Below are 14,966 nucleotides of genomic sequence, written 5' to 3' on the forward strand. Positions count from 1 at the left end.
AAAAGAGGAGGTAATAATTCTGCATGTACGTTTGCTTAATGAAGGCAAATCAAAATAAAATAATACTTTTACGAGTCAGATATAATAAAATTTTGCCAGCTACAAAAAAAAGGTGGCAAAACGATTTTTTAACCAAAAAACTATGAGTACGAGAAGAGACTTTATCAGAAATTCTGTTATCGCGGGAGCGGGAATTGCTTTAGCTCCGGCAGCTTTCGCCATGGATAGTAACCATATCGATCGTAAATTAAAGGTGGGTATGATTGGCCTTGGCCAGCGCGGAATTATGCATCTCCAAAACCTTTTGTTGCGAGACGATGTGCGCATTACCGCCATTTGCGATGTAGACCCGGAAAGAGTCGCGCTTTCGCAAAATATGATTTCTAAAGCAGGTCAGAAAAAAGCATCGGTATTTAGCAAAAATGAATCGGATTACAAGAATCTGTTGAATTTAAAGGATGTAGACGCAGTAGTTATTTCTACACCTTGGTTGTGGCATACGCGCATGGCTAAAGATTCTATGCTGGCTAAGAAATATACTGGCGTAGAAGTTTCTGCAGCCAATACTATGGAAGAATGTTGGGATTTAATAAACACACATGAGCAAACTGGCGCCCATTTAATGATTTTAGAAAATGTAAATTATAGGAGAGACGTAATGGCTGTTTTAAATATGGTAAAACAGAACGTTTTCGGCGAGCTTATTCACTTTAGGTGCGGCTACCAACATGATCTAAGGAACGTTAAATTTAACAATGGCAAACAACCTTATGGAGGAGGTGTAGAATTTGGTGATCAGGGATATTCTGAAGCACACTGGCGCACACAACATTCATTAAAACAAAATGCCGATACCTACCCAACCCATGGTTTGGGGCCAGTTGCCGCAATGGCCAACATCAATGCAGGCAATCGTTTTATTTCACTTACGTCTCATTCCACCAAAGCAATTGGACTTCACAACTATATTGTAAACCATCCGAATGGTGGCGAGAATCATCCAAATGCTAAGTTAAAATGGAAACAGGGCGACGTAATTACCACCACTATAGCAACTGCAAATGGCGAAACCATCATCGTAACGCACGATTGTAATTTGCCCAGACCTTATTCTTTGGGATTTAGGGTTCAGGGATTGAATGGTTTAACAGAGTTTGATGCCCATACGAAGCGCATCTATGTAGAAGGGCTAAGCAAAACGGACGATGCTTGGGAGGACATGGACAATTGGTTAGAAAAATATGACCATCCGCTTTGGAAAAAATTTGGCAAAAGTGCAACTGGAGCCGGCCACGGAGGTATGGATTTCTTCGTAATCAATGCGTTTGTAGAATCTGCGAAACAAAATATTGCACCCCCTATGGACGCATATGACGCAGCGGCATGGAGCGCGGTCACTCCACTTTCTGAAGTTTCAATAGCAAATAACGGAGAGCCGCAAAATTTCCCCGATTTTACCAGAGGAAATTGGATAAAGCGGAAACCATATAATTGGATGAAAGATACTTTTTAGTTTACAAAAGAATAATATATAAACACTTTTTGCCTACCTTATAGGTTGCCAAATAGGAAATGTCGTTAGCAAAACATGAAAAAATTAGTAGTTTTTATTTTGACCGCAGCAGTGCATTTCGCTGCTTCTGCGCAACAAGAAGTTAACATCATACCAAAGCCGGTAAGCTTAAAGGTTAATGCCGGTAATTTCGTTATAAATGCTAAAACAGTAATTGAATTGGATGGAAAAAAAAGCATACTAAAACCTGCGGCACAATTTTTAAACGCCTATTTAAACGATATTGCTGGAGTTACTTTACCCGTTAAAAAGAGTGAAGCCAATTGCATTAAATTGTCATTAATTGCTGATTCGGCAATTGGCAGCGAGGGCTATAAACTAACGGTTGTGCCGCAAGGCATTCACATTAGCGCAAATACCGCGGCGGGGATTACGTACGGAATGCAATCGCTATTTCAAACCTTGCCTCAAGTTAGGACAAATGCCATTTTAAAAATACCTGCTATGGAAATTACCGATTATCCTCGGTTTAAATGGCGTGGAATGCATCTCGATGTATGTCGGCATTTTTTCTCACCAGATATGGTAAAAGAGTACATTAACCTGATGGCGTCGTATAAACTGAATACCTTTCACTGGCATTTAGTTGATGATCAAGGGTGGAGAATTGAGATAAAACGCTACCCAAAATTAACCGAAATTGGCGCATGGCGTGTAGATCAAACAGATAAAATCTGGTCTGCCAGACCCCAGGCAAAAGCTGGAGAACCTGCCACTTATGGCGGTTTTTATACACAAGAACAAATTAAAGACATCGTTAAATATGCCGCAGCTAGAAACGTTACCATCCTGCCCGAAATAGAGATGCCAGGGCATGTGGCTTCGGCTATCGCATCTTATCCGTATTTAAGCTGTACGCAAAAACCACAACTTCCGCTTACAGGTGGCGATTATACCGGCATGGCATCTGGATATTGTGCAGGAAATGATTCAGTTTTTACCTTTTTAGAAAATGTGCTAGATGAAGTTGCCATGTTATTTCCATCAAAATATATTCATATTGGGGGTGATGAGCTGGACAAGACACCTTGGAAAACCTGTCCGAAATGCCAAGCAAGGATTAAAGCAGAAGGTTTAAAAAATGTAGGTGAATTGCAAAGTTATTTTATTAAAAGGATTGAGAAATACCTGATTGGTAAAAACAAAAAAATGATTGGCTGGGATGAGATATTGGAAGGTGGCTTGGCACCAGAAGCAACAGTAATGAGTTGGAGGGGAGAATCTGGCGGGATTGAAGCTGCAAAAATGAAGCATGATGTGGTGATGACGCCAGGAACACCTGTGTATTTCGATCATTATCAAGCAGGACCTGACGGGGAGCCTTTAGCTATCGGAGGTTTCAACACGTTAAAAATGGTGTATGATTACGAGCCAGTGCCGTCAGCATTATCGCAGGAGGAAAAAAAGTATGTGTTGGGTGCCCAGGCAAATGTTTGGGCAGAATACATCATCACCAGGGAAAACCTTGAATATATGGTTTTGCCGCGCATGCTCGCGCTCGCCGAAGTGGTGTGGACGCCAAAAGAAAACAAAAACTGGATAGACTTTAATAAAAGATTGCCGTATCAATTTACTGGGTTCGAACAAAAGGGATATCATTATTCGCCAGGAAACTATACTGTTAACATCAAACCTCAATCTCAAAATGGAAAGCTGTTTGTAAATCTCTCTACAGAAATTGTAAATGGCGAAATTCTTTATACGCTTGATGGAAAAGACCCTGATTTAGCAAGTAAGAAGTTTCAGTCGCCTATACCGATCGATTCTTCTGCCTTGTTGAAAGCCGTTACCGTATTGAATGGAAGCGTAATGGGTGTAAAACCGGCATCACAGAGTTATGTGATGCATAAAGCCGTGGGGAAAAACGTCTCTTACCTAAACCCAGTAAGTAGCTATTATTTGGCGGATGGACCGAATACACTTACTGATGGCGTAAGGGGTACAATGGCCGTAGGAAAATATTGGCACGGCTTCAGCGGAAAAGATTTGATTGCAACCATTGATTTAGGTAGTGAAACTTCCATTAGCAGCATGTCTTTAGGTTGTTTACAAAACAGCAATGATTGGATTTTTATGCCGCAATGGGTAAAATTCGAAGTATCTGAGGATGGAATTACTTTTAAGGAAGTAAAAACAATCCAAAATCCAATATCCTTGAACGAGAAGCAGGTTATCCATACATTCACCGCTCAATTTAAGCCGACTAAAGCTAAGTTTGTCCGTGCAACGGCTAAAGTATTAGAATCGCTTCCTAAGGGGCACAGCGGAGAAGGAAAACCCGGTTGGCTATTTGCTGATGAATTTGTAGTGCAGTAAACAGTAAAAATTTGAGTGTAGCAAGTTATAATCGTATATCCAATTTTTATTTCGGTAAAATACCGGTCCTTTAATAGTTAAATGAATGGCATGGTCTGCCACTTTTTTAAAAAAAACTCAATTTAGTACATGAAAAACATCCTCAAATCTCCCTTTAAAAGTATCTATCCGTTATTAGTCTTATTTGCGTGCTCAACTGCGGCATTGGCTCAAAGCATAACCATCCCCATTGAAACAAAAGACAATGCAATAGTCGTTCAGGTGAACAATGAGAAGGATTTAAACATCATTTATTTTGGTAAAAAGCTCGAGCAGGTTATTGAATATGATAAGGTTGCCGATGTTTATCGACAGGCAAATGATGAAAGTGGAGTTGCAAATGCTGCCTATACTCCGTCGGGTACCAGGAGTTTGATGGAACCAGCTATTACCGTCACACATGCGGATGGCGACAATTCTTTGGACTTAAAATACATAAGTCACTCAATAGAGAAAATAGGGAATGATGTGAGTTTACTTAGTGTAGTTTTAAAAGATCCTGTATATAAATTCCAGGTTACACTCTTTTACAAAAGTTATTTTAAGGAGAATGTTATCGAGCAATGGTCGGAAATTCAACATCAAGAAATGGGGAGTGTGACGCTGCATAAATTTGCTTCGGCCAATCTACATCTTAGATCAGCAAGCTATTGGCTAAAACAATATCATGGAGATTGGGCGCAGGAAATGCAAGCCGAAGAAACCCAGTTAACACATGGAATCAAAACACTCGACACTAAACTCGGCACTCGCGCAAATTTATTTATGCCTTCTGTGTTTATGGTTTCTTTAGACAAACCCGCGACTGAAAATGAGGGTGATGTGCTTTTTGGCGCGCTAGAATACAGCGGTAACTTTAAAGTAGATTTTGAATTAGACATGCAGAATAATCTTAAAATTATTGCCGGAATAAATAATTATGCTTCTGATTATACTTTAAAACCAAAGGAAGTTTTCACCACACCAAAATTCCTTTATACTTTTTCTAGCCATGGAAAGGGGGAGGCAAGTAGGAACCTTCAAAGCTGGGCTAGAGATTATAAGTTGTTGGATGGGAATGGAGAGAGGTTAACGCTTTTAAACAATTGGGAATCCACCTATTTTGATTTTAATGAAAATAAGCTCTTCGATCTATTAAAGGACACCAAGAACTTAGGCGTAGATCTTTTTTTGTTGGATGATGGTTGGTTTGCCAATAAATATCCAAGAAACGGAGATAAGTCTGGCCTAGGTGATTGGGAACCAAATAAGAAAAAACTACCGAATGGTATTGCGGCTCTAGTAAAGCAAGCAGATGTAGAAGGGGTTAAGTTTGGCATCTGGATAGAGCCCGAAATGGTAAATCCCAAAAGCGAACTCTATGAAAAGCATCCTGACTGGGTGATAAAAGAGCCTGCTCGACCGGAAAAATATTACAGAAACCAGTTGGTTTTAGATTTAAGTAATCCAAAAGTTCAAGATTTTGTGTTCGGGATAGTGGATAAACTTTTTTTAGAAAACTCCAAATTGGCTTTTATAAAATGGGATTGTAACGCCGTAATTTACAACGCCCACTCGGCTTACCTCAAAAATCAGTCGCATTTTTACATCGAATATATGCGTGGGCTGTACAATGTATTGGCAAATTTGAGGGCGAAATTTCCTAAAGTGCCCATGATGTTGTGTTCTGGTGGTGGCGGCCGGGTAGATTATGCTGCGCTACAGTATTTTACAGAGTTCTGGCCAAGCGACAACACCGATCCAATGGAGCGTATATTTATCCAGTGGGAATATTCTTATTTTTATCCTGCCATTAGCTCTGCAAATCATGTGACAGATTGGGGCAAACAGCCGTTAAAATTCCGCACAGATGTTGCTATGATGGGTAAATTAGGCTTTGATCTTAATGTAAAAACCTTGGCACCTGTTGATTTACAGTTCTGCAAAGAGGCCGTAAATGCTTACAATGGAATTAAGGATCTTGTTTGGCATGGAGATCAATTTCGTTTGGCCAACCCAACAGAAGGCGATGTAGCTTCAATGGCTTATCTCAATAGCGACAAAACTTCGGGAGTTATTTTCAATTACCTGGTGAACAATCGGTATGGCGCAGGTAGTAAGTTGCCCATAAAACTGCAAGGTTTAGACGCAAAAAAGAAATACAAACTGATAGAAATCAATTTATATCCAGGCACAAAATCAACCATCGACGGACAATTGGAATATACCGGAAATTTCTTAATGAATGTTGGTTTCAATCCGGAGGTACGGGCAGGTCGCAATAGTGTGATTATAAAATTAGTAGCGATGTAATTGAATTTGTTTTTCCTTATTAAGGAGATTAGAATGTAAATAGTTGGAATGCTAAAACCGAAATTGAAAGTGCTTAGTTGAAATTCTTGTATTTGTATTGGCCAATTTTATTAAACCATTAAACAGAGCGTTAAATATTTAAACTAAAAAAAGTTTAGCTTCCAAAATTTTTATAATTTTTTATAGCATCGCAATGGTTGCGCCACCGTCAACAGAAATATTTTGTCCGGTAATGTAGGATGCATTATCCATCCCAAGAAAACAGACCGCTGAGGCTACTTCTACATCTTTGGCGATTCGATTTAGAGGTGTCTTCGCCAAAATACGCGCTAATTTTTCGTTGTTAGCCAACAGCCCTTTTGTTAATGGGGTTTCTGTAAACCAAGGCGAAACGGCATTTACACGAATATTATTTACAGCCCACTCGTTGGCCAAACTCCGCGTCATTTGGATCAAACCTGCTTTAGACATGGCATAAGGTGCGCCAGTTTGTACATCAAAACTCCCAGCAACAGAGGCGATGTTTATAATGCTTGCATTGCCACTTGCTTTCAGCGCACTAAATAATGTTCTGCATAACTCAAATTGTGCATATAGATTAGTCTCGAGCACTTTAGAAATTTCTTCAGCTTTATATTCGGTCGCGCTGCCGCGAATGTTTATCCCGGCATTGTTGACTAGGACATCCAATTTGGTCCAATGTTCGGCAATCCACTCGGACAGTTTCTTGCGGTCGTTTTTAGAAGTCACGTCAGATGCGATGCCGGTTGCCAAAAAGCCTTGATCTTTTAGTTCTTTCTCCAACAGACTCACCTCTTCAATATGGCGTGCGGTGAACAATACTTCCGCGCCAAGCGATAAAAATTCTTTAACTACAGCTTTACCGATTCCCTTTGAGCCGCCGGTAACTAGCGCTTTTTTTCCCTGTAATTCCCACAATCCCATGATCTTGATCTTTTATAATGTGTTTAAATGTCTGTTCGCCTTTATACTTGATAATGCTTACTTAATTAACACACGAAAGCCGCGAGTGTTCTATTAAACCTAACCGACTGAAAATTTAATCCTGAGGTTTAAATAACTTTATCTTCTGTATTGCCAAGCCATAATGGCTTCCAAGTGGGTTTTCTGCAATTTTATTTCCATTCCAGTCTGTTGCGAAGTTGCCTGAATAGATTAGCCTCATCATTTTACCATCGTTGCTTAACGGCGAATCTTTAGGTGGTTTTGATGTTCAAGTAAATGGTTAAAATCTCAAAGTATCTGGCTTGATGATTACCGTTTGCGCATTTCAGTTTATAATTACAAACGATAACAAACGGAAAGAAAGTAAAACTTCTCTAACCATGAGGCGCTCTTTTTCAATGTAATAAAGTGATCGAATGTGGTATCGTTTCTATTATTAATACATCTTTTGAGGTCAACGCTGGTTTTTGATAAACAGGTAAAATATTTATTTAGCTAAAAATTTTACCCACAATACTTGATCATAATTTTTTACGTTCCTGCTACAAACCTTTACTAGGCACTGCTCGTATATAAACTTACATATACAAAGGTTATTTTCCTTTGTCTCAATACAATTGCAATATGAAATTTATAAAAAATAGTTTTCTCTGTGCGATGCTAATGTTAGGTGTTGGCTGCGCAGATGCTCAAAGTGGGAGTCAGCAGGCTGGCTTTGCCAAACTTACCAACCCAAAAGCAAATGAAAAAGTAGCAACCTTTGCAGGTGGATGTTTCTGGAGTCTTTCTGAAGGCTTGTCAGAATTAAAAGGTGTTGATAAGGTAATATCTGGTTATGCAGGCGGAACGACAAAAAACCCAACGTACGGGCAGGTGAGCAGTACAAAAACAGGGCATGCAGAGTCAGTTCAAGTATATTATGATCCAAAAGTGGTAAGCTACACCGAACTCGCTAAATCTTTTTTTTATGCGCACAATCCTACAGAATTAAATAGACAAGGTCCTGATGAGGGAACAGATTATCGTTCTATTGCTTTTTACAGAACGCCTGAAGAAAAAGCGATTTTAGAAAAAACGATACAAGAGGTCAATCAATCACATCACTATTCAGATAAAATTGTAACTCAGGTTGTTCCTTACAAGGTGCTTTATCCTGCAGAAAATTATCATCAGGGGTATTATAGGTTGCATCCTGAGAGTAGTTACATTCAAGGTGTGTCTGAACCAAAAGTAGAAAAGTTGAGGAAAAGTAGACAGGCGTATCTAAAACCTCAGTTTAAGAACAAATAGGCACAGGGCAAAAATTTTTGAGAAAACAACTTTTGTTCATTTCAAATGGCATGATAATTAGATGCAGATTGCTGAAAGAGATTACATTAATAAGTCAGTTTTAATTCATACAATTGATTTCTAGAAAACACGGTTAATGAAAATATTTAGAGGATTCTGGGTCGCCCTAGCGATTGGTTTTAGTTGCGGACTTGCAGCATGTAAAAAAGCGACTTCACTGCCAGACACACCAATTATAGCACAGCCGACAGCTGTGAGCGGTACCCGTTTACAATTGACTGCAGATTCTATGTTTCTGTATGCCAAGGAACTCTATTATTGGAAAACTGATTTGCCGGATTATTCAACCTTTAATCCCCGACAATATACGGATAACGCTAAAGAGCTTTTTGCGCTTAGCCAAATTGCGATCAATCCGATGACTAGCTTGCCTTATGAGCTTGGACCCAATGCCGGATCTCCAAAATATTCCTACATAGATTATGGATTAGGTGGAGCCAAAAAAAGTGCACTAAAGGCTGATCTAAGCGGAAATGCTGACGATTATGGTTTTTCCGCGATCTTTAATACGCAAACAGATCTTCGAGTAAAATATGTTTATCCCAATTCGCCGGCAGACAAAGCGGGCCTAACCAGAGGATGCAAGATTACAAATGTAAACGGCCAAAGTGATGTAAGTTATTCACCCAATAATTTAACGTTTTTAAACAATGCCTTTTTCGGTACTAATGCATCCATAGCGTTAACATTTACTGATTTATCTGGTGCGAACAAGCAAGTTACTGTAACACGAGCAACCTATTCTGAAAATCCAATTTTGTTCACCCATATTTTTACAGTGGGTACGAAAAAAGTTGGTTATTTTGTATTCAATAGTTTTACAAATAATGTAAGTACATCTATAGATGCCGCTTTTGCAAATTTTGCGGCAAAAGGTGCCACAGAAGTAGTGATAGATTTACGCTACAACGGAGGCGGGTATGTATCTACAGCACAGCAAATAATTAATTTGTTGGCACCAACTGCGCAAAACGGCAATACTATGTTTACCTATTATTACAACGACTATCTTCAAAATCTAACAACAGCTCAGCGAACATCCTCAATTCTAACCCACCAACCAAGTTTAGATGGTCAAGGCAACTTGCAGCTGTCTTCTAGCGCTTTAAATAAAAAATATTTTACTTTTGCTGATTTAGATTATTCATCAACTTCTGCCGAAAACATAGAGAAATTTTCTAAGTCTGGATCTCTAAATGTTTCACGTGTTTACTTCCTAGTTTCAGGATCTACCGCATCTGCTAGCGAATTGACTATAAACAGTTTGAAACCCGTAATTGATGTCAAACTTATCGGAACAACTACCTATGGTAAGCCGGTGGGCTTTTTCCCAATACACATTAATGATTTCGATCTGTATATTCCAGAATTTGAGACAAAAAATCAATTGAATGTTGGCGGTTATTACTCTGGATTAACAGTAGATAAAGAGGCCTATGAAGACCCGACTAAAAATTGGGGTGATTCTACAGAGACTTTACTTAATTACGCCTTGTCCTATGCAAAGTCTGGTGTGTTTACGCTGTTGCCGCTAAAAGCAGGTAGTTCAGCGCAACAATCGGTAAAATTGGCCGCAAAATTATCGCCACAAGAACTCAAAGCTGTGTCTTTTGCATTAGATCAAAACGCTTTTCAGGGCATGGTTAGAGATCGTAAATAAAAATTAGCTTCAGACTACAAAAGTATTTTGCTGCTTACCTCTTTACTTATGCTAATGTAACCTGGATATTTTATGGGGGTATTTCCGATCATAAACGTAGGACGAATTTTGATGGTCAATAGGCCTAAACTTTCGTCGCTACTAGAACCTTTTTTAGCTGCTTTCATCACATCATTAAGGATGTCTTGATTGATTAATAATTTATAAACGTTGCTGCGGATGCTTACTGGTACAATTGTTTTTTGGCCCTGTGCAATATTAACATTTTGATTTACGGTACCTTCTGCTAAGTCGGTGTTATTAACCAGGATTTTGTAATCAAATTGGTTGATTGCTGCAGTTACGCCAGATGGATTTGTGATTTCTAAATTTACAATAGCACTCAATGGAATGTCTTTTCTTAATAAACCCAGAGCTACACCGGGCAAATTGCCTAAGTTAAAGTTGCCATTATTAAATAAATCTTTAATATCTGCGCCTGCAATGCTCGCGCCATCCACGCTGGTTATTTTATATTGGCAATCTTTTAATGCTTTAATTTGCTGCGCTTGTTTGTTTACACTGCAACTCGCTATTCCTAACGTAAATAAAATCAATAAAATATTTTTTCTCATACCTTCCATAACGGCAAATTACAAAAACTATTTTGCAGTTGACTAAATGCTTTTTACCTTTAAAAAAAATAGATGAATGGCCATTTTGATCAGAAAAATTGAAAAGAAAGACAATGCTTTAATCGCTGAACTTATTCGAGCGGTCTTTGTAGAATTTAAAATTGACAAGCCTGGCACTGTTTATACAGATCCGACCACTGACGCACTTTTTGAGCTTTTTGAGAAGGAACAATCGGTTTTTTGGTTGGCAGAAAAGGAAGGGAAATTAATTGGCTGTTGTGGCGTCTATCCAACCGATGGCTTACCTCTTGGTTGTGTGGAATTGGTTAAGTTTTATGTTTCGGCCTCGGCAAGGGGAAATGGGGTTGGTAAATTACTTATAGAGAAATGCATCACTTCCGCGCAACATTTTGGATATAACGAGCTGTACCTAGAATCTTTTCCAGAACTTTTTACCGCAGTTTCGATGTACAGAAAAGTTGGGTTCAAGGAGTTGTCTGAACCTTTGGGTAATTCCGGTCACTTTGCCTGCAATCTTTGGATGTTACTTGTGCTATAGCAAATCAGTCATTAAGAATGGATTTTTGTACCCATTCTGCAAATATTTAAATGTTTAACTTATTTTATATTAAAACCAATGCTAGAGAGCAATTCATTAAATCAAGTCGCCGAATTTCACACCACTTTTAAACATCCAGTTCTGGATATTCCTCAAATTCCTTCAAAACAGCGGGCAAGTCTGCGTATTTCTTTGTTAGCAGAAGAATTAAGGGAATTGCAAGACGCTGTAACTGCGGATGATTTAACCGAAGTAGCCGATGCCTTTTGCGATTTGCAATATGTACTCGCAGGCGCCATTTTAGAATTCGGTTTGGGCGATAAATTTAAAGATTTATTCGATGAGGTGCACCGCTCTAATATGAGTAAGGCCTGCAAAACAATCGAGGAAGCAGAACAAACCATTAAGTTTTACTTCGATAAAGATAAAACTGAATCTTACTTTAAAGAAGTAGACGGATTGTTCCTTGTTTTCCGCACCAGCGACGATAAAACCCTAAAATCCATCAATTATTCTCCTGCAGATTTGCCCACAATTCTAAATAAATAGCCACAGATGACTGAGCAGGCTGTGATTTTTTTCGATGGTGTTTGCAATCTTTGTAATGCTTCGATACAATTTGTTATATCGCGAGATAAAAAGAACTTTTATAATTTTGCTGCGCTGCAGGGCGATTACGCTAAAAAAAAGCTTCTAGAATTTAACGTAGATCTTGCAACATCGAATTCTATTTTTTTGGTAGAAGACGGAAAACTTTACAGTAAATCGACTGCAGCCCTTCGAATAGCCAGACATTTAGGGGCTGCGTGGCCTATTTTGTACTTGTTTATGGTTGTTCCGAAATTTATTAGAAATGGCGTGTATGGTGTTATCGCAAAAAACAGATATAAATGGTTCGGAAAAAAGGAAAGTTGTTGGTTGCCTACGCCAGAGTTACAAGGTAGATTTTTATAAAGTGATTTTTTAAATGGCAACTCGAGTCCAATGGTTCACCAGCATTTCAATATAAATTAATTTAATTTTTGCCTTCAATGCCTTCTTGACTTTATTCTTTAGATTACTAACGAGTAGTCTCAAATCTGCCATAGAATTCCAACCCAGTTTTTTGGTCTTTAAGAAAATTGCCTAAGTCGAATAACCCTATTAAATAGTCATTCTGATAGAGTGACCTCAGTAATTTTTAGCAAGACTGCTTTAGTTTGCACTAAAATCCGACTCAATCTGGCGATAACATCAAATAACTTCCATCGCCGATTTTAGTGAAGAAAAATCGAAGGGTTGTGCATTTGTTAACATTTACTTTTAACTGCTTGCAAGAAAAATGTTAATATTGTGCCTTTACCTCTATTTAGGGTTTGCCTATTATTAGAGGTTGCATGATACTCACATATGGCAGAAGTAATTTATAACGACGATAGCATTCGCTCCCTTGACTGGAAGGAACACATCCGCCTACGTCCCGGGATGTACATTGGTAAATTGGGCGATGGATCTGCACAAGATGATGGCATTTATGTATTGCTTAAAGAAATTGTAGACAATTCTATTGATGAGTTTGTGATGGGTAGTGGTAAAACCATCGACATTACTGTTTCGGACCAAAAAGTGAACGTGAGAGATTATGGTCGAGGGATTCCGCTGGGCAAAGTGATAGATTGTGTAAGTAAAATAAATACAGGTGGTAAGTACGACAGCAATGCTTTTCAAAAATCCGTAGGTTTAAACGGTGTCGGTACGAAAGCAGTAAATGCGCTTTCTACAAATTTTCTAGTCCAAAGCTACCGCGATGGGAAAACGAAAAAAGTAGAGTTTAGCAAAGGAAATATCATTACCGATCAAGCAATTATTGATACCACTCAGCGTAACGGTACTGCAATTACTTTTTATCCGGACGAAACCATTTTTAGGAACTACCACTACATTGTAGATTTTGTAGAAAGTATGGTCTGGAACTATGTATTTCTAAACACTGGGCTTACCGTAAACTTTAATAACCAGAAGTTTTTCTCAGAGCGTGGTCTTTACGATTTACTTTCTAAGCTAAATAAACCTGAAGAACTTCGTTATCCAATCATACACTTATTAGGCAACGACATAGAAATAGCCATGACACATGGGCAACAGTATGGCGAAGATTACCATTCTTTTGTAAATGGCCAACATACCACGCAAGGTGGAACTCATCAAGCAGCTTTTAGGGCTGCAGTGGTAAAAACCATTAGAGAATTTTACAAAAAGGAGTTTGATGCTGCAGATGTAAGGTCATCTATTATTGCAGCAATTTCTGTTAGAGTACAAGAGCCAGTTTTCGAATCGCAGACCAAAACCAAACTCGGGTCGCAAAATATGGGTCCGGAGGGGCCATCTGTAGCCACTTTCGTAAATGATTTTGTAAAGAAGGAATTGGATAATTATCTGCATAAAAATACCGATGTTGCAGATGCACTTTTGAAACGGATTATTCAGAGCGAAAGAGAACGCAAAGACATTGCTGGAATCAAAAAACTAGCCAATGATCGTGCAAAAAAAGCCTCATTACATAATAAGAAGCTTCGGGATTGTAAGGCGCACTTTAACAGCAACCACGAGAAAAAATACGAAACGACTCTGTTCATCACCGAAGGAGATTCGGCTTCTGGTTCCATCACCAAATCTAGAGATGTAGACACACAAGCTGTTTTTAGTTTAAAGGGGAAGCCATTAAATTGTTTCGAGCTTACTAAGAAAGTCGTGTACGAAAACGAAGAATTTAATCTTTTACAACATGCGCTAAACATAGAAGATGGTTTGGAAGGTTTGCATTACAACAACATTGTAATTGCAACCGATGCCGATGTTGATGGGATGCACATCAGATTATTGATGATGACTTTTTTTCTTCAGTTTTTCCCAGAACTGGTAAGGGCGGGTCATGTTTATATCTTACAAACGCCTCTTTTTAGGGTGAGAAACAAAAAGGAAACGATTTACTGCTATAGCGATGAAGAGCGAAAAAATGCCATCCAAAAGCTAGGTGGCAAGCCAGAAATTACCCGATTTAAAGGGCTAGGTGAGATTTCGCCTGATGAATTTGGCCTTTTTATTGGAGAAAATATTCGGCTAGACCCTGTTATTTTAAAGGACCAGACCATTAAAAAGCTTTTGGAATATTACATGGGAAAAAATACGCCCGATAGACAACAACATATTATTAAAAATTTGAGGGTAGAGAAAGACGACATAAGCGAAATAGAAGAACCGATAACAGCCGCGGTCGCTTAGAATTATAGAAATAAAAGAATAGAAATTTAATAACGCTACACTTTAGAGCAGCTTTCATGATATGTCAGTTTTGGTAGATGCCCGATGATGTATTCAAATAATCTGGGCGTTCCCCTGAAGAGGGTCGCGCTTTACGTTCCAATCTTTTTGTTCGTTCCTCACAAAACGGATTTCCAAGCAATACACACAGGCTAGGTCTTGCGCTAACGATGGGAATGGCATCCTCTTTAATTGGCCTGTTAAAGCCAATTAAAGATACAATGGACAGCGTGTAAAAGCGCCCAAATAATCATCAACATTATCGATCTTAATTAAATCTTAAAGAGTTTTTTAATA

At 38.7% G+C, this 14,966-nt stretch carries 12 protein-coding genes; 9 read left to right on the forward strand and 3 right to left on the reverse strand.

Going from position 1 to position 14,966, the window contains the following annotated elements; genetic code table 11:
• The first annotated feature begins 142 nt into the window (after positions 1-142).
• From ACVWYG_RS17340 to ACVWYG_RS17350, 3 genes are all read left to right on the forward strand, one after another.
• A complete protein-coding gene (locus ACVWYG_RS17340) occupies positions 143-1,513 on the forward strand; it encodes a Gfo/Idh/MocA family protein (RefSeq protein ID WP_457271994.1) in 1,371 nt (456 codons plus the stop codon).
• Between the two features lie 75 nt (positions 1,514-1,588).
• Complete coding sequence (locus ACVWYG_RS17345) at positions 1,589-3,889, forward strand: glycoside hydrolase family 20 protein (protein ID WP_457271996.1); 2,301 nt, start codon at positions 1,589-1,591, stop codon at positions 3,887-3,889.
• Between the two features lie 129 nt (positions 3,890-4,018).
• Positions 4,019-6,220: an alpha-galactosidase gene (locus ACVWYG_RS17350; RefSeq protein ID WP_457271998.1), complete on the forward strand. Its 2,202-nt coding sequence runs from the start codon at positions 4,019-4,021 to the stop codon at positions 6,218-6,220.
• A gap of 180 nt (positions 6,221-6,400) precedes the next feature.
• Here ACVWYG_RS17350 and ACVWYG_RS17355 read toward each other — a convergent pair whose 3' ends face one another.
• The gene (locus ACVWYG_RS17355) at positions 6,401-7,165 is read right to left on the reverse strand and encodes an SDR family oxidoreductase (RefSeq protein WP_457272000.1); all 765 of its coding nucleotides are present in this window, start codon (positions 7,163-7,165) and stop codon (positions 6,401-6,403) included.
• Between the two features lie 115 nt (positions 7,166-7,280).
• Positions 7,281-7,409 (reverse strand): hypothetical protein, encoded by a 129-nt coding sequence (locus ACVWYG_RS17360; RefSeq protein ID WP_457272002.1) that lies wholly within the window; start codon positions 7,407-7,409, stop codon positions 7,281-7,283.
• Positions 7,410-7,810: 401 nt separating this feature from the next.
• Between ACVWYG_RS17360 and msrA the strand changes: the two genes are divergently transcribed.
• Together msrA and ACVWYG_RS17370 are read left to right on the forward strand one after the other, a co-directional pair.
• The gene (msrA, locus tag ACVWYG_RS17365; RefSeq protein ID WP_457272003.1) at positions 7,811-8,476 is read left to right on the forward strand and encodes a peptide-methionine (S)-S-oxide reductase MsrA; all 666 of its coding nucleotides are present in this window, start codon (positions 7,811-7,813) and stop codon (positions 8,474-8,476) included.
• Positions 8,477-8,612: 136 nt separating this feature from the next.
• A complete protein-coding gene (locus tag ACVWYG_RS17370; protein WP_457272005.1) occupies positions 8,613-10,196 on the forward strand; it encodes a S41 family peptidase in 1,584 nt (527 codons plus the stop codon).
• Between the two features lie 14 nt (positions 10,197-10,210).
• Here ACVWYG_RS17370 and ACVWYG_RS17375 read toward each other — a convergent pair whose 3' ends face one another.
• Positions 10,211-10,810, reverse strand: a complete 600-nt coding sequence (locus tag ACVWYG_RS17375) for an LEA type 2 family protein (RefSeq protein WP_457272007.1) — start codon at positions 10,808-10,810, stop codon at positions 10,211-10,213.
• Between the two features lie 76 nt (positions 10,811-10,886).
• Between ACVWYG_RS17375 and ACVWYG_RS17380 the strand changes: the two genes are divergently transcribed.
• The 4 genes from ACVWYG_RS17380 (at position 10,887) to ACVWYG_RS17395 (ending at position 14,630) form a co-directional block, all read left to right on the forward strand.
• Positions 10,887-11,369 (forward strand): GNAT family N-acetyltransferase, encoded by a 483-nt coding sequence (locus tag ACVWYG_RS17380; RefSeq protein WP_457272009.1) that lies wholly within the window; start codon positions 10,887-10,889, stop codon positions 11,367-11,369.
• Between the two features lie 78 nt (positions 11,370-11,447).
• Positions 11,448-11,918 carry a pyrophosphohydrolase domain-containing protein gene (locus ACVWYG_RS17385; protein ID WP_457272010.1) on the forward strand — a complete coding sequence of 157 codons (471 nt, stop codon included), beginning with the start codon at positions 11,448-11,450 and terminating at the stop codon, positions 11,916-11,918.
• A gap of 6 nt (positions 11,919-11,924) precedes the next feature.
• On the forward strand, positions 11,925-12,323 hold the full coding sequence (locus tag ACVWYG_RS17390; RefSeq protein ID WP_457272012.1) for a thiol-disulfide oxidoreductase DCC family protein: 399 nt from the start codon (positions 11,925-11,927) through the stop codon (positions 12,321-12,323).
• A 435-nt stretch (positions 12,324-12,758) separates the two neighbouring features.
• Entirely contained in the window at positions 12,759-14,630 is a 1,872-nt protein-coding gene (locus ACVWYG_RS17395; protein WP_457272014.1) for a DNA topoisomerase IV subunit B, read from the forward strand.
• Positions 14,631-14,966 lie beyond the last annotated feature (336 nt).

The organism is Pedobacter sp. UYEF25, assembly GCF_054061655.1.